The 23,851-nt window shown below is 37.7% G+C and carries 21 protein-coding genes, 1 tRNA gene and 1 rRNA gene; 1 reads left to right on the top strand and 22 read right to left on the bottom strand.

The window, feature by feature from the left end; all coding sequences use genetic code 11:
- The 21 genes from K9V48_RS13310 to K9V48_RS13205 all read right to left on the bottom strand — a co-directional run.
- Positions 1–107: ribosomal RNA gene (locus K9V48_RS13310) — 16S ribosomal RNA — on the bottom strand; the annotation flags it as partial.
- Between the two features lie 509 nt (positions 108–616).
- Positions 617–2,104, bottom strand: a complete 1,488-nt coding sequence (lysS, locus tag K9V48_RS13305; protein WP_224139469.1) for a lysine--tRNA ligase — start codon at positions 2,102–2,104, stop codon at positions 617–619.
- 112 nt (positions 2,105–2,216) lie between these two features.
- Positions 2,217–3,218 (bottom strand): tRNA dihydrouridine synthase DusB, encoded by a 1,002-nt coding sequence (gene dusB, locus K9V48_RS13300; RefSeq protein ID WP_224139464.1) that lies wholly within the window; start codon positions 3,216–3,218, stop codon positions 2,217–2,219.
- Between the two features lie 26 nt (positions 3,219–3,244).
- The gene (locus tag K9V48_RS13295) at positions 3,245–3,448 is read right to left on the bottom strand and encodes a helix-turn-helix domain-containing protein (protein WP_111618191.1); all 204 of its coding nucleotides are present in this window, start codon (positions 3,446–3,448) and stop codon (positions 3,245–3,247) included.
- Positions 3,400–3,927: a 2-amino-4-hydroxy-6-hydroxymethyldihydropteridine diphosphokinase gene (gene folK / locus K9V48_RS13290; protein WP_224139463.1), complete on the bottom strand. Its 528-nt coding sequence runs from the start codon at positions 3,925–3,927 to the stop codon at positions 3,400–3,402. The genes K9V48_RS13295 and folK overlap by 49 nt, the downstream gene beginning before the upstream one ends.
- On the bottom strand, positions 3,924–4,286 hold the full coding sequence (folB, locus tag K9V48_RS13285) for a dihydroneopterin aldolase (RefSeq protein ID WP_224139468.1): 363 nt from the start codon (positions 4,284–4,286) through the stop codon (positions 3,924–3,926). Before folB ends, folK begins: the two co-directional genes overlap by 4 nt.
- A gap of 4 nt (positions 4,287–4,290) precedes the next feature.
- Positions 4,291–5,130 carry a dihydropteroate synthase gene (folP, locus tag K9V48_RS13280; protein ID WP_410429711.1) on the bottom strand — a complete coding sequence of 280 codons (840 nt, stop codon included), beginning with the start codon at positions 5,128–5,130 and terminating at the stop codon, positions 4,291–4,293.
- 13 nt (positions 5,131–5,143) lie between these two features.
- Positions 5,144–6,004 (bottom strand): aminodeoxychorismate lyase, encoded by an 861-nt coding sequence (gene pabC, locus K9V48_RS13275; RefSeq protein WP_224139461.1) that lies wholly within the window; start codon positions 6,002–6,004, stop codon positions 5,144–5,146.
- A gap of 5 nt (positions 6,005–6,009) precedes the next feature.
- Entirely contained in the window at positions 6,010–6,594 is a 585-nt protein-coding gene (gene pabA, locus K9V48_RS13270) for an aminodeoxychorismate/anthranilate synthase component II (RefSeq protein WP_224139460.1), read from the bottom strand.
- 11 nt (positions 6,595–6,605) lie between these two features.
- Positions 6,606–8,021, bottom strand: a complete 1,416-nt coding sequence (gene pabB, locus K9V48_RS13265; protein ID WP_224139459.1) for an aminodeoxychorismate synthase, component I — start codon at positions 8,019–8,021, stop codon at positions 6,606–6,608.
- A 353-nt stretch (positions 8,022–8,374) separates the two neighbouring features.
- Positions 8,375–9,298, bottom strand: a complete 924-nt coding sequence (gene cysK, locus K9V48_RS13260; RefSeq protein WP_224139458.1) for a cysteine synthase A — start codon at positions 9,296–9,298, stop codon at positions 8,375–8,377.
- Between the two features lie 104 nt (positions 9,299–9,402).
- On the bottom strand, positions 9,403–10,290 hold the full coding sequence (locus K9V48_RS13255) for a peptidyl-prolyl cis-trans isomerase (protein ID WP_224139457.1): 888 nt from the start codon (positions 10,288–10,290) through the stop codon (positions 9,403–9,405).
- 32 nt (positions 10,291–10,322) lie between these two features.
- Positions 10,323–11,198, bottom strand: coding sequence for an Hsp33 family molecular chaperone HslO (gene hslO, locus K9V48_RS13250; RefSeq protein WP_224139456.1), 876 nt, complete (start codon positions 11,196–11,198; stop codon positions 10,323–10,325).
- Positions 11,199–11,213: 15 nt separating this feature from the next.
- Positions 11,214–11,984 (bottom strand): type III pantothenate kinase, encoded by a 771-nt coding sequence (locus K9V48_RS13245; protein WP_224139455.1) that lies wholly within the window; start codon positions 11,982–11,984, stop codon positions 11,214–11,216.
- Between the two features lie 353 nt (positions 11,985–12,337).
- On the bottom strand, positions 12,338–14,263 hold the full coding sequence (gene ftsH / locus K9V48_RS13240; protein ID WP_224139454.1) for an ATP-dependent zinc metalloprotease FtsH: 1,926 nt from the start codon (positions 14,261–14,263) through the stop codon (positions 12,338–12,340).
- Positions 14,264–14,406: 143 nt separating this feature from the next.
- Positions 14,407–14,943, bottom strand: a complete 537-nt coding sequence (gene hpt, locus K9V48_RS13235) for a hypoxanthine phosphoribosyltransferase (protein WP_224139453.1) — start codon at positions 14,941–14,943, stop codon at positions 14,407–14,409.
- A 22-nt stretch (positions 14,944–14,965) separates the two neighbouring features.
- Positions 14,966–16,351, bottom strand: a complete 1,386-nt coding sequence (gene tilS / locus K9V48_RS13230) for a tRNA lysidine(34) synthetase TilS (protein ID WP_224139452.1) — start codon at positions 16,349–16,351, stop codon at positions 14,966–14,968.
- A 152-nt stretch (positions 16,352–16,503) separates the two neighbouring features.
- Complete coding sequence (gene prkT / locus K9V48_RS13225) at positions 16,504–17,547, bottom strand: serine/threonine protein kinase PrkT (RefSeq protein WP_224139451.1); 1,044 nt, start codon at positions 17,545–17,547, stop codon at positions 16,504–16,506.
- Positions 17,513–18,250: a VWA domain-containing protein gene (locus K9V48_RS13220; protein ID WP_224139450.1), complete on the bottom strand. Its 738-nt coding sequence runs from the start codon at positions 18,248–18,250 to the stop codon at positions 17,513–17,515. The genes prkT and K9V48_RS13220 overlap by 35 nt, the downstream gene beginning before the upstream one ends.
- A 169-nt stretch (positions 18,251–18,419) precedes the next feature.
- Positions 18,420–20,900, bottom strand: a complete 2,481-nt coding sequence (gene spoIIE / locus K9V48_RS13215; protein WP_224139449.1) for a stage II sporulation protein E — start codon at positions 20,898–20,900, stop codon at positions 18,420–18,422.
- 603 nt (positions 20,901–21,503) lie between these two features.
- Positions 21,504–22,397 carry a LysR family transcriptional regulator gene (locus tag K9V48_RS13205; protein ID WP_224139448.1) on the bottom strand — a complete coding sequence of 298 codons (894 nt, stop codon included), beginning with the start codon at positions 22,395–22,397 and terminating at the stop codon, positions 21,504–21,506.
- 120 nt (positions 22,398–22,517) lie between these two features.
- Between K9V48_RS13205 and K9V48_RS13200 the strand changes: the two genes are divergently transcribed.
- Positions 22,518–23,564 carry a YeiH family protein gene (locus K9V48_RS13200; RefSeq protein WP_224139447.1) on the top strand — a complete coding sequence of 349 codons (1,047 nt, stop codon included), beginning with the start codon at positions 22,518–22,520 and terminating at the stop codon, positions 23,562–23,564.
- A gap of 210 nt (positions 23,565–23,774) precedes the next feature.
- On the opposite strand, the gene K9V48_RS13195 is transcribed toward K9V48_RS13200, so the two are convergent.
- Positions 23,775–23,846, bottom strand: a tRNA-Glu gene (locus K9V48_RS13195).
- Positions 23,847–23,851 lie beyond the last annotated feature (5 nt).

The raw sequence follows: 23,851 nt of genomic DNA, 5'->3' as shown, positions 1-23,851 counted from the left end.
CGTCCGCCGCTAATATCAGGGAGCAAGCTCCCATCAATTCGCTCGACTTGCATGTATTAGGCACGCCGCCAGCGTTCGTCCTGAGCCAGGATCAAACTCTCCAATAAAGTGTTTGACTTGCTCATAAATTTTGTACTATTATAGTACGTTTTTGTTAATCGAAATTAACGTTGGCACGCTTGGTTTTGTTTAGTTTTCAAAGATCATTTTTTTCAGAACAGCTTTATTATAATATCAAACACCCTAACTGTAAGTCAAGAAGTTTTTTATTATTTTTAAAGTTTGTTGCGTGTTTCTCAGCAACGTATTCAAATATAACATCCACCTTATTCTTTGACAAGTCTTTTTTATAAAAAAGATTAAAAAAATCTAGTTTCTTTCAAATTCCCAAACAGAGTAGCATTTTAGCATATGATTCATGTTAATGGTCAATGAAAAACGCAAGCGCCTTGATCAACCTAAGACAGGCATAAGCCACGCATGAATCGAAGGCGTACTTTCTCTTCGATTCATGCGTGACTTATGCCCCCGAGGGGCTAGGAACTGGATGTGGTTCGCTTACCCACATTTATATACGCTATAACAAAAAAAGCTCCTGCGAGTGCAGGAGCCTTTTTTAGCGATGTCTCATTTGCGGGAATAATAATACATCACGAATAGACGGAGAGTTAGTTAATAGCATAACTAAACGATCTATACCAATACCTAAACCACCTGTAGGTGGCATACCATATTCTAGTGCTTCGATAAAGTCCTCATCCATCATGTGAGCTTCATCATTACCTTGCTCTCGCTCTTTAAGTTGTGATTCAAATCTCTCTTTTTGATCAATTGGATCATTTAACTCAGTAAATGCGTTTGCGTGTTCACGAGCAACGATAAACAACTCAAAACGGTCAGTAAAACGAGAGTCTGCATCATTTTTCTTCGCTAGTGGAGAAATCTCTACAGGGTGACCATATATAAAGGTTGGTTGGATTAACTTTTCCTCTACCTTTTGTTCGAAAAATTCATTTACGATATGACCATATTGCATATTCTCATTAATCTCAACATTATGTTCCTTCGCAAGATTGCGAGCCTCTTCGATAGACATCTCATTCCAGAAGTCAGCACCTGTATATTCCTTAATTGCATCTACCATATGAAGTCTTGTCCATTTAGGTTCAAGATTTACTTCATATTCACCATATTGGACAGTTGTCGTTCCTAGTACCTCTTTAGCAATATGCGCAACTAGGTTCTCAGTTAATGTCATAATATCTTGATAATCAGCGTAAGCCTCATAAAGTTCAATCATCGTGAACTCAGGGTTATGACGAGTAGAAACACCCTCATTTCTGAAAACACGACCAATTTCATAGACTTTCTCTAATCCACCGACAATTAAACGCTTTAAGTGGAGCTCGATTGCTATACGCATGTATAACTGCATATCCAATGCATTGTGATGCGTAATGAACGGACGAGCAGATGCACCACCTGGAATCGAATGCATTGTTGGCGTTTCGACTTCTAAATATCCTTGGTCATCAAGGTAACGTCTCATCGCTTGAATTATCTTACTACGAGTAATAAACGTTTTCTTGCTTTCCGGGCTCATTATTAAGTCTACATATCTTTGACGATAGCGTTGCTCAATATCTTTTAAACCATGGAATTTATCTGGTAACGGTCTTAGAGATTTCGTTAAAAGTTCAAACGACTTCACTTTAACAGATAATTCTCCTACTTTGGTTTTAAACACAACACCCGTTACACCAACAATATCACCTAAGTCTGCTGTGTTAAAGATTTCGTAAGCATCGTCACCGATCGCATCTTTACGAACATAGATTTGAATTTGACCAGATAGATCTTGGATATGCGCAAAGCCCGCTTTCCCTTTTCCGCGCTTTGTCATAATACGCCCAGCGATCGTTACTGATTCTTCCTTTTCGTCTAGTTCCTCTTTTTCAATATCATTGTATGAAGCTACAATATCTTCCGTTTGATGCGTTCTTTCGAAGCGTTTTCCGAAAGGATCTAATCCCTTTTCTTGCAACGTATGTAATTTCTCGCGTCTAACCTTTAACTGATCGTTTAATTCTTCATGATTATTCATTTCATCTTGACTCACAAAAAACAACTCCTATCCTTTAAATAAAAAGCAGAAAACTGCCAGGGGGTACTGGCAGTAAAACAACAAAATGCTAACTAACTATTTATCTCAATAGTTATCCAACTTGACTAGCACTTTCTTGTTTTGCTTCAATTTCTAAAACAAATTCATCTAATAGTGTAACAAGTTCAGCTCTCGTGTTCATTAGATTAATATCATTTCTAACTTTCGCATTCCCTCTAATACCTTTTAAGTACCAGGCAGCATGCTTTCTCATTTCTCTAACAGCGATGTTCTCATTTTTAAGAGCGATTAGGCGGTCTAAATGTAGTTTACACACTTCCATTTTTTCACGTACATCTGGTTCTTCCATTAATTCACCAGTTTCTAAATAGTTAACTGTTTGATAAATCATCCATGGGTTCCCTAATGCAGCACGGCCAATCATGACTCCATCTACACCCGTTTCATCCAGCATACGCTTAGCATCTTGAGGTGTTTTCACATCTCCGTTACCTATTACAGGAATATTGACAGATTCCTTTACTTCTTTAATGATATCCCAATCTGCAGTTCCTTCATACATTTGTACGCGTGTGCGACCATGTAGCGCAACGGCTTTTCCACCTGCGCGCTCTACTGCTTGTGCATTTCTAACAGCATAAATATGATCTTCATCCCAGCCCATGCGCATTTTTACGGTTACCGGCTTTTCTACAGCATCTACTACCGCAGAAACCATATCATATATTTTATTAGAGTCTAGAAGCCATCTTGCACCAGCATCACATTTTGTAACCTTTGGTACAGGGCAGCCCATGTTTATGTCAATAATATCAGCTGTTGTATTTTTATCAACAAATCTAGCAGCTTCTACTAATGTTTCTTTCTCACCGCCAAAGATTTGAAGGCTCAAAGGTTTTTCACGCTCGTCAATGTAAAGCATACCCATTGTTTTTGCGTTATTATATAAAATTGCCTTATCACTTACCATTTCGGCACAAACAAGTCCTGCACCAAATTCTTTAACTGTTAGACGGAAAGCTGAATTACATACTCCAGCCATCGGAGCTAACACGACTCTATTTTTCAGTTCAATATCACCAATTTTGAACATATTTCGGACTCCAATCCTTTGATTGTTTAATTTGGGGTTAATTCATCAACTGTAACATTTAACGCCTTTGCTATATCCTCAATAAATTGTTTGTTGGGTTCACGATTGCCTCTTTCTATTTCACCTAAAACCGAAACAGAAACACCAAGATCCTTTGCAAAACTCTCTTGGGTAAAGCCTTTTAACTTTCTAAAAGCGCGAATACGTCTACCCCATTTTTCTGCTTCCATATTCGGACTCCTTCTTTATCTGATAATTGATCTATGATAGTAGAAAGTGGTTCTTCTATAGTAGGAATACTAATACTCTTATTTATCTCACATAATGGAATTAAAACAAAAGCACGCTCATGCATTCTTGGATGCGGAACAACAAGTAGTTCTGTTACAATATTCTCATGATTATATAGCAAAATGTCAAGGTCTAAAGTTCTTGGTCCCCATCTCACTTCACGTTTTCGATCAAGATGAATTTCGATATCTTGAAGCACTTCTAATAGATCAAACGCTGATAAATCAGTACTTACCTTAATAACCATGTTTAAAAACTCTGTTTGATCCGTATAGCCAACTGGTTCCGTTTCATAAATGGAGGAAACATTTTCTACATTTATTGAAGGATGAAATTGGATTTTTTGAATAGCCTTTAGTAAATATTCTTCACGGTTACCAATATTGGATCCAAGAGCCACATACGCCTCATTTTTCATATTCTACCTCTCCTGATTTCGACAGCTACCTCTTTATAATGCCCCGGTATTGGAGGATCGGGTTTTATCATTTTTACCGTACAGTATTGCACAATTTCAAAATTCGTGATTATTTCCTTGGCAATTTGTTCGGCAACAGCCTCAACAAGCTTATATGGTTCACCTTCTACGATTTTCTTACAGCAATTATATAGCTCTGCATAATTTACAGTATGCTCTAAATCATCCGTTTCTCCCGCATGCTTCAGGTTTAACTCTACCACTAAATCCACGCGAAACCGCTGACCGAGTTTATTTTCTTCCTTAAACACACCATGATAACCGTAAAACTCCATTCCATTTACATAAATCTTATCGATGATGTTAGCCCCCTTTCCCCAGCATTGCATCCATCATTTTAGCCATTCTCGACATCTCTAACACATCATGAATTCGAATGAGTTGACATCCTTTTTCAATTCCTAAACAAATCGATGCACCTGTTCCTTCCATCCGTTCATTCGGAGGTAAATCTAAAACATGGCCGATAAAGGACTTCCTTGATGTAGCTAACAATACAGGGTAACCTAACTGCACAAAAGCATCTAAATGCCTCATCACCGTTAAATTGTCTTCCATTGTTTTAGCAAATCCAATACCTGGATCAAGAATGATTTTGTCATCCTTCACCCCTGCATCTTTAGCAATTTTAACCGACTCCATTAAATCAACAATCATGTCTGGAATGATTTGATCATAGTCATGATCCTTACGATTATGCATAAGAATGATCGGTACATTATAATCAGCTGCTACTTTCGCTATTTCAGGCTGTGCCTTCGCGCCCCATATATCATTGATAATCGTTGCGCCAGCCTCAACTGCATACTTAGCAACCTCAGCTTTGTATGTGTCAATTGAGATTGGAACCTCAATCTCTTTCGAAAGCCTTTCAATCACTGGAACGACACGTTCAATCTCTTCCTGATCAGAAATCCTTTGATAGCCCGGTCTTGTTGATTCTCCGCCAATATCAATAATATCAGCACCGTTTTTAACCATCTCTTTCGCGTGGGATATAGCTCGGTCAATATCGATATAGCTACCACCATCTGAGAAGGAATCTGGTGTCACATTTAAAATCCCCATTATTTGCGTTCTTTCATTATAGTGAATACGATATTTGCCACATTCAATTGTTTCCTGCTTCGTTATTGTCTCCATTTTCATCCTACCTTTATAGCTCATCTATGCTTAGTAATTTAGTCCGATAACAATCAAATAAATCCCTCAACTGTCGCACAATGATTCCCTCATTACCTAGAAAAGTAGCATCTCTTACCCTCTTTACTGGAATCACTTCCTGACTGGAGTTCGTTATCATTACTTCTGTCGCATCCAATAAATCCCCTTGTGTATAAAACCCTTCACGAAGAGGAATATTGAGATTTTCTAAACCTTTTATAATAAAGCGACGCGTAATCCCGTTTAAAATGCCCGTTTCCACTGAGGGCGTGTACACGATATCATCTTTCACCCAAAAAACATTTGAAACAATTCCTTCTGCCACATATCCTTGTTCTGTTAGGAAGATCCCTTCTACATCAGGGGTTTCCCTTAATTCACGTTTACCCAATACGTTATTTAAATAATGGTGCGATTTTAAGCGTTCCTTACCTTCTGGTGTATTTCTACGTAGCTGTAAAATCGCAGCATCCTTTTCGACTCTTTGAATCATTGGTGCCTTTCGTAAAAAGCAAAGAACTGTCGGGCTGTCATATGGTTGCAACAACTTGCCCACCTCACCATTGCCCGCGGAAATATTATAACGGACAGTCACATCCTCTTCTTCACAATGATTTAGCCGAAGTAAGTGCTGAATCATTTCAACCACTTCATCAGCGTCAATTTTATAAGAAATCCCTAATTCGTTTATGGCATTCTGAAGTCTTTTTAAATGATCATGAAGAAGAAAAGGGAAGCCCTTGTATACTCTAAAGGTTTCAAAGGCGCCTAAACCATAAAGAAAGCCATGATCAAAGGGAGAAATCGTGGCTTCAGAATCTTTTATAAATTGCGAGTTACAATAAATATACACGTTTATTAACTCTTTTCTATTAATTTATATTGATTGATAAAGTTCATTAATAAATCTTTACCAAATGAAGTCATAATTGATTCCGGATGGAATTGAACACCTTCAATCGGTAATGTCTTATGACGGATAGCCATAATTTCATTTTCATCCGTCCAAGCAGTTACCTCTAAACAATCTGGCAATGTCTCTTTCTTCACAATTAATGAATGATAGCGTGTTGCTGTAAATGGGTTCTTTATATCTTTAAAAATTGTTTCTCCGTTATGGTTTATTTCTGATGTTTTTCCATGCATTAATCGTTCAGCACGGACAACATCTCCACCAAATACTTGTGCAATCGATTGATGACCAAGACAAACGCCAAATATCGGAATTTTCCCCGCAAAGTATTCGATTGCTTCCATACTAATCCCAGCTTCATTCGGGCTACATGGTCCCGGGGAAACCATAAGGAATTGTGGATTTAGCGCTTCAATTTCGGAAATCGTGATTTCATCATTTCGTTTTACAAGCAACTCTTCCCCAAGCTCACCTAAATATTGAACCAAATTAAATGTAAAAGAATCATAATTATCAATCATTAAAATCATCTCTACTCACCTCAACCTAATATTTTCTCTTCTTTACTCAACTCAATGGACTTAACCATCGCCCTTGCTTTTTTTAAGGACTCTTTATATTCATGCTCTGGATTAGAATCAATGACAATTCCTGCCCCAGCTTGAACATACCCATAACCATCTTTTGCAAATAATGTACGAATGACGATATTGAGCTCCATGTTTCCATCAAAGCCAATCCATCCGATTGAACCAGTATAAATACCACGTCTTGTTGGCTCTAGCTCTTCAATAATCTCCATCGTCCTTACTTTAGGTGCTCCTGTTATTGTACCACCTGGAAAGGTCGCTTTGATAATATCTGCATAATTTGCTTCTTTTTTTAATTGCCCTTTCACATTCGACACAATATGCATGACATGTGAGTACTTTTCAATGACCATAAATTCATCTACATGGACAGACCCATATTCACAAACTCTTCCTAAGTCATTTCTTTCTAAATCAACAAGCATAACGTGCTCTGCTCTTTCTTTCTCATTCTCAATCAATTCATCCGCAAGCTTTATATCCTCTTCTTCATCCCTACCTCTTGACCTTGTACCAGCAATAGGGCGAGTACTTACTACATCACCTTGTTTTTTCACTAATAATTCAGGCGAGCCACTGACAATTTGAAATTCAGGAAAGTGCAAATAGGCCATATAGGGAGAAGGATTTACTTTACGTAACGTTTCATAGATTTTAAATGGATGATTCTCCAATTGAAAATGCTGCCTAACTGATAGATTCACTTGGAATACATCACCTTGAGCAATATAACGTTTAATCTTTTCAACCGCGTTGATGAACGACCCTTTAGAAAACGTAATTGGAGTACGTGATTGTTTATGCGTAACCGTATTATGCTGATTCACCGTTTTCCGTTCACACGTCCACATCTTCTTCATCTTTTGCAATTGGTGCTCTGCAGACTGTTTTTCCCGCTCCTGATAATAATGAGTGATTAACCAAAGTTTTGACGTATGATGGTCAAAAACAGCAACATCATCAAAGATTAAAACGTACAGATCTGGTGTTTCTAAATCATCAACTGCTTGATTAGATAGCTTTTCAAAATATCTAACATAGTCATAGCTGATAAACCCAATTGCTCCCCCTTGAAAATCTGGTAAATTCGGATCTCGTTGTGTATGAAACTCCTGATACCATTCCTGGAAAAGCTCAAGAGGCTCCCCTTCCAACACATTTGTACCTTGAGCATCTGTAATGGAAAGCTGATAATCCTTCCCTTTCACAGAGGCAATCGGCTTAATACCAGCAATACTATACCTACCACCACGACCACTTTCTAAAAAGGCATGTTGGTTTTCATCTTTTGATAAAAACTTATATTGCTCAAAAAAGTCACCGTGATAGTCAAAATTTACACTTAAAGATGCCCTTCCTCGCTGCATGACAACCTCTCCTTTAAAACTCTTATTTACATTTTACATAAATTTTATGGAGAAATCATATTTTTTTGCCAAAAGGCATACAGGATAAAATTGTAAAACAAAACTTATCGTATGTTTACGGGCAGTTCTCCTTCCCTACCTTCTTTGTTGCTCCATGAATTTTGAAGCAAAGGTTTTATACTGCCGTAAAAAATGGGATAAATGTGTAAAACAAAAGAGGCTGACCAGTTATAGTCAGACCTCTTTTTATATCACGATTAATAAAGCTAGATTTACCATACCTTTACAGGCAGTTAGCCTCGATTTGATTCACTAAAGGTGAGGTGAAGCATAACTGTCGGGCAACTCTGTTATCAATCGTATTGGTATAAAGGTGTACTTAAGTAACGTTCGCCATTATCCGGAAGAATAGCCAATACCTTTTTGCCTTTTCCAAGCTCTTTCGCTACTTTTAAAGCTGCAAAAATCGCTGCTCCTGATGATATACCACCTAAGATACCTTCTTCTCTTCCTGTTCTTCTAGCTGTCTCGAACGCATCTTCATTTTTCACTGCTATAATTTCATCGTAAATATTAGTATTTAATACATCTGGAACAAATCCAGCGCCGATTCCTTGAATTTTATGTGGACCTGGTTTTCCACCAGCAAGAACTGGAGAATCAGCAGGCTCTACTGCATAAATTTTGATTGATGGGTAATTTTCTTTTAGAACTGATCCAGCACCAGTGATTGTTCCTCCAGTACCAATCCCTGATATGAATGCATCTAGCTGATCACCCATTTGTGCAACAATTTCTTTACCTGTTGTTAAACTGTGGATTTCAGGATTCGCTTCATTTTTGAATTGTTGAGGCATAAAGTAACCATGCTCTTTTGATAGCTCTTCTGCTTTGCGAATCGCTCCGTTCATCCCCTCGGAACCAGGAGTTAGAATAAGCTCAGCTCCATAAGCACGCAGCAAATTTCTACGCTCCAGACTCATTGTATCAGGCATTACCAAAATTGCCTTTAAGCCTTTAGCAGCCGCTACCATGGCAAGTCCAATACCTGTGTTTCCACTTGTTGGCTCAATTACTGTATCTCCCGCTTTTAATTTACCGCTTTTTTCTGCAGCTTCAATCATCGCTAATCCAATACGGTCTTTGACACTACTACCTGGATTAAAATATTCGAGCTTCAAATAAACATCAGCACTATTATCATCTGTAAGTCTATTTAACTTTACAATTGGTGTTTCCCCTATTAATTCATGTATAGAGTTTGCTACGCGCGCCATATCTTCTCTCCCCTATCCCGAGTAATTTTATTGGATTTATTAGTAATATAGCAGGAATCTTGCGAATTGTCAAAACTTTTTGTGCTTTTAGCCCTATTTTTTCCTCACTTTTTACCATAGAACCAGGAAACACCGATCTCATCCCATAATGGTTCAGCCGACACAGGTCCTTCCATTTGCTCCAGTGCAATTTGTCTGCGAATTTGCCCTTTTACCTCTTTATAGCTATATGTTTCCCCTTCAAGTTTTTTGTGAAGGAGAATAATTGCATAACCTTCGTCAACTTGAATAGGTTCGCTCCAATCACCTTCACCTAACTTAAGTACCGCCTCTAGGTATGCGCCCGGAACATACTCATTGTCTTTAGAAACAAATCCGATGTCACCGCCTTGGTTCGCTGTAAATTCATCAAGTGATTTTTCCAGCGCTAGAGCTTCAAAACTAGAACCTCCAGCAAGTTCATCAAGTAGCATGTTCGCTTCTTTTTCTGTTTTTACGACAATGTGAGATAAATGATAAGCTTCCTTTATACTATAAAGGTCTTTATTATTTTCATAAAAGGTTTCCATTTCCTTTTCGGTAACCAAAACATCTCGTGTAAGTAACTCTTCAAGTAAAATGCTATAACGTATTTGTTGTTCCCAATTTTCTTCGTTTCCTGGCTGTTCTTCATCAAGTGAATTATACATTGATTTATAGACTGCTAACTCACGCTCCATTACATCTTCAGAGACAGTAATCGCATATTTTTCTGCTAACTCTTCTACCACTTTCATATTAACTAGGTCCTTCAATGTATCTTTACCATAACGAGACTCTAACTCAGCCATCCATTGCTCTCTTGTTATCGTTACCTCACCTATTGTAGCAATCGTTTCACCATTACTTGAAACTGGGAGTATTCCTCGCTCCTTTGATAGAAAATAGCCAACCGTTATGCAGTTTATTAAAATTAAACCGAAGATAATACTCCATAGGGTCCTTCCACTCAATTTCACCAACTCCTAGAATCCACCCCTATTCTCTATCTTGCTTCAGTCAATAATTCTTCCAGATCCTCTCTGGTTAACATGTAAAGCTCATTACAAAAGTGGCACTGTGCCTCAGCCTGCCCATCCTCGTCAATCATTGACTGGATTTCTTCAGCACCCAAACTTACAATTGCATTCTCAATGCGTTCTTTTGAACATTGACATTTAAAGGTAACGGGCTGCTTCTCTAATATCTTTGCATTTCCTTCTCCAAGCACTTCTTCTAAAATTTCCTCTGGAGTTAATCCACGCTGAATCATTTTAGAAATTGGTTCTATCTTACTGAGTCGTTCTTCAATTTTTGTAATTGTTTCATCATTTGTTCCCGGTAATAGTTGGATAACAAAGCCACCAGAAGCTAAAATTGTATTATCAGGATTGACTAGAACTCCTACTCCAACTGAAGATGGAACCTGTTCAGATGTGACCAAGTAGTAAGTAAAGTCTTCTCCAAGTTCTCCCGATACAATTGGTACTTGTCCAGAAAAATGGTCCTTTAGACCAAGATCCTTGACGATCGTTAAAGTTCCCTCTGTACCAACCGCTCTGGCAACATCAAGCTTCCCTTTATTATTTAGCTCAAAATGAGTTTGAGGATTTGTCACATATCCACGCACTTCCCCATTCGAATTACTATCAACTAAAATAACTCCGATTGGTCCGCCGCCCTCTACTTTTATCGTTAGCTTTGCATCACCTTTTAACATCGAGCCAAGCATAACGCCCGCTGTCATTGCACGACCTAAAGCCGCAGAAGCAGTTGGCCAAGTTTGATGCCTTTTTTGCGCTTCAGAAACTGTCTCAGTTGTTCTGACTGCATATGCTCTTACTTGATCATCATATGCCAATGCCTTTATTAAATAATCCATATTGTTAGACTCCCTTCAACGCTCTGTATTACGCTCATAAATTAGCTGCAGACCTCTTAATGTTAAGAACGGGTCTACAATATCGATACAATCTGATTCTCTCGCAATTAACGTTGCTAAGCCACCCGTTGCGATGACCTGCGGCACTTCCTTCGCCTGGTCCTTTATACGCTTTACAATGCCCTCTACCTGCCCTACATATCCATATAAAATCCCAGATTGCATTGCACTAACGGTGTTTTTACCGATAATGTTATCAGGTCTTGTAATTTCAATTCTCGGTAGCTTTGCAGCTCTTGAATATAACGCTTCTGTCGAGATATTAATTCCAGGAGCAATCGCCCCACCCATATATTGATTTTCCTCATTGATATAACAATATGTAGTAGCTGTACCAAAATCTACAATAACAAGCGGACTTCCATAATCTTGTATTCCCGCAACAGCATTTACGATCCGATCTGCTCCTACCTCACGGGGATTTTCGTACTTAATGTTCAATCCTGTCTTAATTCCTGGACCAACAACTAAAGGATTTATATTAAAATACTTCATACACATCCGCTCGAGTGCAAACATAATCGGTGGTACGACAGATGAGATAATAATCCCCTCTATTTGTTTAAAAGAAAATCCATCATGCTCAAAAAGACTATTGATAACCATCCCAAATTCATCTTCAGTTTTATTACGACTTGTCTCTATACGCCAATGATGCTTTAAGGCACCTTGATCATATACACCTAATACAGTATTCGTATTTCCTACATCCAATACAAGAATCATCAATATCACCACTTTATTATTGTTCTTTTTAACAGATTTCCGAAAGAAGTCTCCCTCTTCAATCGTGTGAAGGGCAAAGCCCAACGATAAGGGGGAGATGAATTTCGGTTAGGCTTTAGCCTAGAGATTTTGAACTAAATTCTATAGTCCGTTTTATTTTATCATAAAGTAGTTCATCTTCCATCATTAGAGCTTGTTTCATCTTAAATGGATTGGTAGCAGAGCTTCTTTATAGAAAGTTTCCGCTTAAGATTTGGACGTTGTTTCGTCTAGTCGATGAATACTTATCTTCTTTAAATAGACAAAAAAAGATCGATGGCCCATACATCATCCATCGATCTTTTTCCAATCAATTATTTCTCAGAAGAATTATCTTCTTCTTTTTTCGTTTGAATATTTACTTTCACATCTTCAGTTGATTCATCTTTGCTGACAGCTACCGGACGGTCAGGTAATTTACCATGCTCAACCAGACTATTAATTTGTGCTGCATCAAGTGTTTCAATATCTAATAATGTTTGAGCAATCAATTCTAACTTCTCACGATTATCCGTTAAAATTTGACGAGCGCGCTCATAGCTTTCTTTAATAAAACGTTGGATTTCCAAATCAATTTCATGCGCAATTGCATCACTATAGTTTTGCTCATTATTAAGGTCGCGCCCTAAGAACACTTGACCTCCTTGCGCTTGCCCAAATTGAAGTGGTCCAAGCTTTTCACTCATCCCGTATTCTGTCACCATTTTTCTCGCTATGCTAGTTGCTCTTTGGAAATCATTATGTGCTCCTGTACTTACTTCACCAAAGATGATTTCCTCTGCAACACGACCACCGAGTAAACCTGTAATTTTATCTAAAAGTTCAGGCTTCGTCATAAAGTAACGGTCTTCTTTTGGAAGCATAACCGCATAACCGCCTGCTTGACCACGAGGAACAATGGTTACTTTATGTACCATATCAGCTTCGTCCAATACGACACCAATGATGACGTGACCTGCTTCATGATACGCAACGATATTTCTTTCCTTTTTCGAAATAACACGAGATTTTTTAGCTGGACCTGCAATAACGCGGTCAGTAGCTTCATCAAGGTCCGTATTATCAATCTTCTTTTTATCTTGTCTAGCAGCAACTAGAGCTGCTTCATTTAAAAGGTTTTCTAAATCTGCACCTGAGAAACCTGGCGTACGGGCAGCAATCGCCTTCAGATCCACAGTTTCATCTAGAGGTTTATTACGAGCATGTACCTTTAGAACCGCTTCACGGCCGATAACATCTGGTCGATCGACTGTAATTTGACGGTCAAAACGTCCTGGTCGTAACAATGCTGGATCAAGAATATCAGGTCTGTTAGTTGCAGCGATGATAATAATTCCTTCATTCGCACCAAAGCCATCCATTTCAACTAGTAGCTGGTTAAGTGTTTGTTCACGCTCATCGTGTCCTCCACCTAAACCTGCTCCACGTTGACGTCCAACAGCATCAATTTCATCAATGAAAATGATACATGGAGCATTCTTCTTCGCATTCTCGAATAAATCACGAACACGTGATGCACCGACACCGACGAACATCTCAACGAAATCAGAACCACTTATAGAAAAGAACGGTACTCCTGCTTCACCAGCAACAGCTCTTGCAAGTAAAGTTTTACCTGTACCAGGCGGCCCCACGAGTAAGACACCTTTTGGAATTCTTGCCCCTAACTCTGCAAATTTCCGAGGGTCTTTTAGGAATTCAACAACCTCGACGAGCTCTTGCTTTTCTTCATCAGCACCAGCTACATCTTTAAACTTAACTTTCTTCTTTTCTTCGCTATAAAGCTTAGCTTTACTTTTACCAAAATTCATCACTCGGCTACCGCCGCCTTGAGATTGGTTAAGTAAGAAGAAGAATAGAATAAAGATGATTACAAATGGGATAATTGATGTAAAAAATGTCACCCAACCACTTGTTTCTTCTGCTGGGGAAACTTCAACAATTTTAACGTTGTTTTCCGCTGCAGCTGCATCAACTCGATTTAATCCTTGTTCTGTTGGTATATATGTTAAGAAGGACTCATCTTGTTTATACCCTTCCATCTTACCTTTAACTTCAAATACACCTCGAACCGGCTGTACTGACATTTCAGTTACATTCCCATTATTTAAGTCAGAAATGAACTCATTGTATGTTATTTGCTCCGTCTTCGGGTTACCACTTGTAAAAAAGCTAACAACCCCAATGATGACTAAAAATATAAGTAAATAAAATATGGTATTACGGAAGATCCGATTCATTCCTTACCTCCTCCCACGGTTAACACGGCTATTTTTATAAATAGTATCATAGAAAATCACGATTTTACAACAATTTGCACTATTAGGAGAGACTTACCTTAATCTTTACCGGCAGTTATCCCCATTAGTTAAACGAATTAGTATTATTGATAGACCTCAGGCTTTAAAACCCCGATATAAGGAAGATTACGATACTTCTCATTGTAATCAAGGCCATAACCCACTACAAAAGCGTCTGGAACCTGAAAACATACATAATCAGCTTGAATATCTGCTTTTCTTCCAGTTGGTTTATCAAGTAATGTTACAATCTTAATTGATTTTGCTTTTCGGTAACGAAATAATTTCACTAAATAACTTAACGTCAAACCGCTGTCAATAATATCCTCAAGAATTAGAATATCTCTTCCTTCAACAGAAGTGTCCAAATCCTTTATAATCTTTACTTCTCCTGATGATACGGTAGATGAACCATAGCTTGAAACGTCCATAAAATCCATTTCTAAGTATGTATCAATATTCTTCAACAGATCACCCATAAAAGGCATTGCACCCTTTAAAACACCAATAGCGAGTGGGAAACGATCTTTATACTCATCTGTTAAGACCTTACCTAATTCTTTTACCTTCTCTTGAATTTGTTCCTCAGTAACTAATATTTCTTTGATATCTTGTCTCATTAAATGTGTGCCCCCTAGAAAATCATAGCTCCTTGTATTGTAATACTACGTATTCATCCTCGCTTGCACTATCAGCCTCATAAGTCGACTTTTTGAGCCCAGGTAACCAAAGGATATTACCATTTCCGTCTTCTACTACAGGCCATGAATATCGGCTATGTAATGGTATTTTTTCATCAATAAATATATCTTTTACCTTTTTCCGACCATTCATGCCCTTCAATTTGATTTTATCTCCCGGTTCTCTCGTTCGAATAATAAGGGGCCTAACTAACGCCTTGGAATTTAGGAGAAACGATGCATTTCCATTAAACTCAGGGGATGCAATTTTCATAACATCACACGTAATTTTAAACCCATTCGGAAGCTTTACAACGGAAGGGATATCAAGCTCAAAACGGTATTCCTTTACTTTATCATGCTCAAAAGTAAACAAACAATTTTGATAGGATTTAATCACTTTTAGACCGCCTGGGAAATCAAGTGAACCTGAAGGGTGATTTTGTGTTAGTAACGCCAATAAACTCTCAATATGTATTGAAGAAAGAGAAGCTGGAATATTTTCGTATAGATAATTTAATATTAGTTGAATCCCTCTCCTTTGTAAAGGCAAAGGTAGGTTTAAGAATAGATTAGTGTCAATTTCCACCACCGACTTCTCTTTTCTTTTCAATACTGTATTCATTTGCTGCTGCGTTAATACCTGTAAATACGATTCATCCTCCAAAAAGGTTTCACTAAAATGTTGAAATCTTTCATGTACGAGTGGATTCTCCTCTTTCAAAAATGGGAGCACATATTTCCTAAAGCGATTTCTCGTATAATCTGTTTTGTCATTACTAGGGTCAAACCTTGGTACTAAATAGTTTTCAAGGCAATAGGAAAGTATTTGTTCCTTTGTATTCGCAAGCAACGGCCTTATAATGTACCCATTATGAAACTTTCTTTTTATTTGAATACCCGCAAGAGCCTCTCCTGTACTTCCTCTTACCATCCTCATTAAGATTGTTTCGACTTGATCATCTCCATGGTGGCCAAGCGCTAAGTATCTTGACTGATACTTATCTAAAACCTCTTTAAAAAATGCATACCTACATTCTCTTGAAGCAACTTGGGAACTTAATTGATGTTGAGTTGCATAGGCAGTCACATCAATTTGCTTTGCCTCACACATAATATTAAGTGACTTACAGTAATCAAGAACAAATAACATTTCCTCTTTTGACTGTTCACCCCTAAACATGTGATCCACATGTGCAACAACTAGCTTCAATTCCCATTTATCCTTTAACTTATTCAGCAAATGAATCAACGCTAATGAATCAGGTCCCCCTGATACACCTACAACGATCGTAGAACCCTTTTCAAGCAAATGATTCTTTTTGATAAGTGTATAAAATTTTTCCACCCTTTCTCCCTCTTTTGCTTAAAATTGCTTACATCTCTATTTTTAACTATATCTCTATCCTACCATTATTTTTAAGGTAACTTCAAAGGAGAAGACAGCGTTCACATATTCAACATATTTTCTGAGCACTTTTTATAGTAAAACTAACTTTTTCACATTAAAAAGTGATAGACATATAAAGAATAAATTAAAAATACACCTGCTAGAATGAGAATTGTTTCAAGAATACCGCTTGCCTTTTTTCTTTTCTTTGATTTCTTAGCTTGTTTTCTCGATTGATTCGTTTGTGCGTGGGAATGCCTTATATGTTGCCTCTTTGAATTATTGGATGAGGTTGTCTGAGTTTTATTCGTCTTTGTTCTCACCCCTGCTTTACTCGTTTCACTTGAAAGTAAGTGGACAAAATCTGATTTCATTTCGCCCGCGCTGACGTATTTCCCCAAAAGTGCCTTTTGTAAAACTTCCTTCTGTTTGCGTAAGAATGGGTGTTGATCAATTACCTCAAATAACTGATTTCTCCCATCACCTTCCTCCTTTTTTGTGAACCTTTTAGGATAAGTTGCATTTATTAAGATCATTGCTACTGAAAAAAGATCATATGTCGGTTCAGCCTTCCGCGTGCCCAAACCCCAGTATCCACGATCGAAGAACTCTGTGAATTCCTTGATTGACCTTCCTTGCTGTGTAGTTCCCCCGACGTCGATACATCTGATTTTAGGAGGAGGTCCTGAAATCAGTATGTTTTCCGGCTTTAAGTCACCAAATACCCATCCCTGTTGATGGAGTTTCTCAAGATTGGCTAAAAGCTGAAGAACGAGGACGTTAGCCCATTCCATTCCCCTTTCTTGAACAAACTCAAGAAAATTATTACCTTGTACATACTCCATCACGTAAAAGGGCAAAATTTTATACTGGTCGATCTTCCAATCATCTACATCAAGCAAAGAAGGCCCAAGAGAAGTACCTTGGACCTTAGAAAAGTGCTTAAGCACATTTACCTCTGAAGTAATCGCCATACTATTTTCGCTTAACTTAATTGCGACATTTCCTTCACTACTATCAGCTAAATAGACGTTACCAGTTGCACCTTGTCCAAGCGCCCTAACAATGATGTACCTTTTACCATTCCACTTTCCTTTTATCTCAGTCCCTGAAGAAAGATTACATACCTGATTCATCGTAGTATTCTTCTTCATTTCTTAACAGACTCCTTAAGGATCTTTTCTTTTTAAAGTGCTGGATCGCATCCTTTATTGCTGGACCAGTGGGTGTAATTCCGCCTGTTGATAGCTTCGAAAAAATGGATGATAGGGATTCTAGTTTCGGCGTCCAATCAAGAACTTGCTCGACATCATCCCTTTTCCCAGGAAATACAGATACTGAAAATTGATTTGCGCCAATTCTTGAATTAAGACTAATAGAAAGATCAAGAAGCGCTTCTTTCACAGTAGGGAGCTTCGGTTTCATACTTGCACTAGTATCAACTAAAATGAGTATTTCTAGGCTTACTGTTTCACCAAGTTCATCCACAACCTCCATTACTTCTCCTCGTTTTTCAGGTGGTAATTCCTCCATAGACGTATGAGTACCAAGTATCTGTTGTAGTTCTTTATTAACAACACCTTGAAGTGTTTGAGTCATTGCTTTTCGTGTTACCATCTGCACTGTTTGAGATAGCTGCTTGGCATAAACAATTTGATGAACACCACCACCAGACATTGCAATTTCTTCAACCTCTTGGATTGCCTCTTGATCTATCGCGTTTTCATCTACTACACCAATAACATTAACTGTTATTCCTTGTTCATTTGCTAAGGCAGCCATTGCAATTGGATCTTCCCCATGATTTGAGCAACCGTCAGTTATTAATAATATTTGCTTTAAATGACCCTTTGCCATATGTACCCTCCTAGAGAGACGTATAATTTTTCACATGTTTCCCTTTTTCGAAAGATAAAAAAGTATAAATTTTTGACTTAGTTATCTCGCTATAAGACGAAGGGATATATGAAATGTAGATTATTATCATACTCGCCAGAAGGAGGGGTTTTTATACTCTAGTTTATTCTTAACCTATTTTCTTTGATTCATATTTTGTCACAGGAATACTCGCCCATTTTGGTGTATTGTGTTCGATAGCAGATACAACTACCGTCATATCGTCCTCAATTTTTCCAGATCTTGTCCGGATGACTTCCTCCATAATAAGGTCCGCTACTTCCTGAGGATCTACTGTTTTAATTTCACCAATTTTCCTCTTCATCCATAAATCATAGTTTTCTACATGTCTCGGGCCCTCAAAAATACCATCACTCATCATAATAAGGAGGTCTCCCGCTTTAAGCCTTTCACCAACAACATCAACATCAAACTCGTCTATAATGCCCATCGGTAGATTACTAGCTTGAATCTTTATTATTTTATCCCCACGTTTAACGAAACTCGGCGTTGATCCGATTTTCAAAAATTTGCTGTTCCCATCCTGAAGGTCAACTATCGCTAAATCGAGTGTTGAAAAGATTTCATCTGTTGTTCTGAGAGATAGTATTGAATTAATTGTTTTAATTGCTACCTTTTCCTCTATTCCAGATTGTAGAATTTTCTGAAGTAATTTAATCGTTTCGTTACTTTCAAAGTGTGCCCTTACGCCATTTCCCATCCCATCACTTATCGCAACAGCAAACTTCCCAACTCCCAAATCAATCATTGAATAACTATCACCTGATACTAGACCACCGCCTTTTGCAGCATGAGCAACACCCGTTTTAATCCGGAATTTTTTAGCTGAACCAAATGAAACGTGGCAATAGCCATTAGGGTAGTTCGCACATTCCTCATTCTTCACGATGATTGACTCCTCTAAAATATCCGATAGCATTGGGGCAATAATTTTTTCACATTCACCATGCCCATTACAAAATGGAATACTCATTTCGATATCGACATTCCCTTGCTCTAGGCTATAGATATCAACATTCACTATTTCAATTCCGAAATTTTGTAATGCATCACGAATTTGTTCTTCTTGCACAAAGTGATTTTCCTGTTCTCGTTTTATTTCTTTAGAAAGGTCCTCCATAACATGTGATACACCCAATAATTGTTCAGCAACCAACCTCCTACTTTCTTGCACTTCTTTTTTTAGTTTTTGATTCGCTTGAAAATAGTTGATTTCTTCCTCAATTGTTTCCTCAACTTTATTTGCCTTTGAACAATGGCGATGGAAGTCCTTTTTCAACTTCACATTATTTTGATACGTATGTTGTTTCGTTTCATGCATAATCCTTTCCATATAGTCATAAGTTGTATCAAAGTTATCAACCCAGCATTTTTCCTTTTTAAAACAATGCTGACAAGTACTTTCAGTAATACTACTTAAAAATAGGTCCGTTTCCCTTTGGTCGTCATCTGCTTCATCTTTATCATAAAAGGTTGCAAAGCTCTCTGATAACGCGTGAAAAACTTGAGAAAATTGGTCAACGCGATGAGCTGTTACATCACGTATTTTCCGGACATATTGTTGTTGTTCCTGGGTATACTCATTCGTACCCGGAATATGTTTCGCTAATCGCCCCGTAATCGCTTTCGGTGTAATCAAAAATAACAAAATAGCGATCATCGACTCTAATAATGTAGTCATTAAATCTGCTGAGCCTTGACCATACAGTGAGATCAACACAGTACCAATCAATAGCCCAATCGCCGTACCTAACTTTTGGCCTTCCCGTAAAAGACCGCCTAATAGCCCCGAAAACGCAAGTAAACTCATATGATATAAATTCCCTACGTTAGCCAAGCTTAAAATTAATCCTGTTACAACACCAACAGTACTACCAATGCTAGAACCTCCTATAAATGCAAACAGAAGAACCATATAACGGGAAAAGATATGCTCTGCTTGCAGGTTTTGATACGTAACTCCAACAAGGCCCGTCATGACAGATGCTAGTAAGATCATGATGCAAATAATTTCTTCAATTTTTAGGGTTTGTTTGTATCTCCGCGCAGAAATGAGTGGAATGCTTTGCAAAAAGATTAAGGTTAAGATAAATGACAGGCCGGACTCTACTCCTGCCATCATATAGTCATATATTGTCAATGTGGAATTTGTCATGAATAAATATCCTATCCTTACAGTCGCAACAGTAGTAAGGATAACAAAAGGAAGCGTCTTTAATTGATCCTTAAGGAAATACGATGATAGTCTCTTAATGATGAAAAAACCTATTATTGACATTGTAATGATAATAGAAACCTCAATAGAAACCGTAATCCCACCTGCAATAAGGGCTAGGCCTGCTAAATGGGCTTTGTCTCTTTTCATAAGAAATACCGCACCGAAGAATGGCAGTGCGAATGGCAACACTTCTGATAATATAATAGCCCGTCCCAATAAAAACCCAATTAAAACATACACAAGTCCTTTATGTAAGAAGAATAACTGTAGTCTAGATGAAAATCGCTGAAAGAATCGATTGACTGCTTGATGGGTTTTCCCCATGCCCAAATCCGCTATCGGCTCCATTAACCTTCTTTCCACTTTTTCCATAGTTCACTCCCCCACCTATTCATGTTGGTTGTAATTATATCGAAGGTTTGAACAGGATTTTGTCAAAAGAAGGAAGTCTATTCAAAAAACAGTTCGACTGTTTTTGAAGGATGCGACAAATATCCAAACCATTTGAATTTTTCCCTAATATCTTTCGTCAAAAATTTATGATTTGGTAAGAGACTTGCTAGGATTATGTCAAATTGGCGTAATCTTAAAGGGGATTAGTCTGATTAAAACCAGAGAAATTTGAAATTGAAGTTATTAATGACGTTTAATTTAGTCAGATGTCGGATATGCCAAATCGAATTCAACGAGTGTTAAGAGGATTAGAAAAGAAAAAACTATTTCAGACCAGCATTAATAGAGACAGGAGAAATAGTTATTTTAAGAAAACCATTTATAGAATATAGTAATCGTTCTTTGTTATTAATTGATCCATGAAAACCAGTGATTTCAAATGGGAATTTACTTGGAACTAGTGTGTTTTTTGTATTTCATTTCATATTCTTTAAATACTTTTGCTTTTTCTATAAAAGGATTTGTACCATCGTCAATAACTCTTATACTTGATATTTTTTATCTAACAAAACTGCAACCACTTCATAAATCAGGTATAGCCTTACTTTCTCTTAATAGTTCTAAAAATACGTTTAACGCTTTAGTCTGGAATGGAGATCGTAAAACGATTGAAAATTCCCGTGTAATTGGAAGTTGTTTTACGTTTAAGACATTTAAAGAACCTATTGAACATTCCTTACGAATTGCCCAGTAAGAAAGTAGACTAATGCCAAGACCAGCTTCTACAGATTCCTTTATTAATTGTGTACTTCCAAACTCCAATGTTTTTTTCGGAATGATTTCACATGTTCTGAACATTTTCTCAGTAGCTTCTCTAGTTCCAGAACCATTTTCCCTGACAATCCACGTTTCTTCCGCTAACTCTGATATGTTAATTTCACCATTTTTTTGAGCCAATCTATGTTTTGGAGAAGTCACCAGATACATGGAATCTACTGCAAAAGGTTCGATTAATAAATTTTTATCTTTGAATTCCCCCTCCACGATCCCCACCTCTAATTGGTGCCCTAAAACTAAATTTGCTACATCTTTTGTGTTCCCGATCGTAATAGTTGGAGTGATCAATGGATATTTCCTATACATTTTTGCAATAACATGCGGCAAAACATATTCCCCAAATGTATAACTGGCACCAATTGAAAGAGGTCCACTCGTCTTGTTGGTTAGATCGTCTATCAAGTAATGCATTTTTGTATAGAGACCTAATATCTCCTTTGCGTGATGATAGACAATTTCCCCTGCTTTATTTAAGCGTACAAATTTATTACTGCGCTCCAACAATTTTGTCCCCATCGTACGCTCAAAAGATTGAATATATTGGCTTACTGCAGGTTGAGTCATATGTAATTCTTCTGCCGCACGTGAAAAGTTTTCCATCTCTGCTACCGTTACAAAGACATGTAACTGTTGATCCACTTTTATCAACCCTTTTTCAGTTTATTTCTTATTATATGCTTTTACTTATGATAAGTATCATAAATAATTATTTTTCTTATCGTTAGAAATGCTTTAGTCTGAGATAAAGGTGGTGTTGAGATGGAATCGCAATACGCTAGAGTAAATAAAGAACCTATCCAACCCCAAATAAAATCCACATCTTTTAGGCAATGGATCGGTGGAATTGCCTTTACCTTTATGATTGCCTTACTGGGCTACTTATTGGCAAAAGCGCCCGGATTTGATCATGTTGGTCAATTAGCATCTGCAATTGTGATCGCTGTCTTGTATCGGCAATTTTTTGGTTACCCTGAACTCATCCGTTCAGGTATAGGATTTTCTTCGAAAAGATTATTACGGTTTGCGATTATTTTGTATGGACTCAAGCTCAATATAGGTACGGTTTTACAGGATGGTTTAGGACTAATCGTTCGAGATGCTGTTGTTATTGCCTTTGCTATCTTGATAACAGTATGGCTAGCTCGATTGTTGAAAGCTGATAAAAATATATCTCTTCTTCTTGGAATAGGTACAGGGGTGTGTGGTGCGGCAGCTATTGCTGCATTGGCACCAATCATAAAGTCCAAAGATGAAGATACTGCCATTGGTGTTGGCATTATTGCTTTAGTCGGGACAATTTTTGCGATTGCTTATACGATATTACGGCCCTTCTTGCCGTTGTCAGACATAGAATATGGCATTTGGTCGGGAATTAGCTTACATGAAATTGCACACGTAGCCTTAGCTGCATCACCAGGGGGGCAAGATGCACTAGCTATTGGCTTACTTGCAAAATTAGGTAGAGTATTTTTACTTGTTCCACTGTGCTTTCTTTTTATGTACATCATGAAAAGGAATGGAACTAGGGAAGATTGTTCTGAAACGAAGGTTGAATTTCCATGGTTTTTAATAGGGTTCATAGTTATGAGCATTATTGGAAGTTATGTACTTGGCACATCCATTCCAGTATCCAATGAATTTATAAATAGTGTTTCCACCCTTACTACATGGTGCTTAACAGCAGCAATGGTCGGGCTCGGATTAAATGTAAGTCTTCGAGATCTCCGTATGAAAGCATTAAAACCGTTAATCGCGATGGGGATTACATCTATCTGCCTTTCCATTTTAGCTTATTTTATTGTATAAAAATGATAGTTCATTATAATGAATTGTACACAACTTAGCGATGCTATTCTCAGCAGATGATAACAATTTATTTTCAAGGGAGTCCATACACCATAGGGATTTTAGGAAATTAGCAAGAAGATAAAGATAGGGGATAAGAAAGAACTCCACTGCCGGAAGTCTCCTTCTATAGAAAAAACTAGTTGCTATTAATAGCAACTAGTTTTAGTATGACCCGTACGGGATTCGAACCCGTGTTACCGCCGTGAAAGGGCGGTGTCTTAACCGCTTGACCAACGGGCCATTAT

The sequence above is a fragment of the Metabacillus rhizolycopersici genome (assembly GCF_020075705.1).
This window is presented reverse-complemented; position numbering and strand designations above follow the sequence as displayed.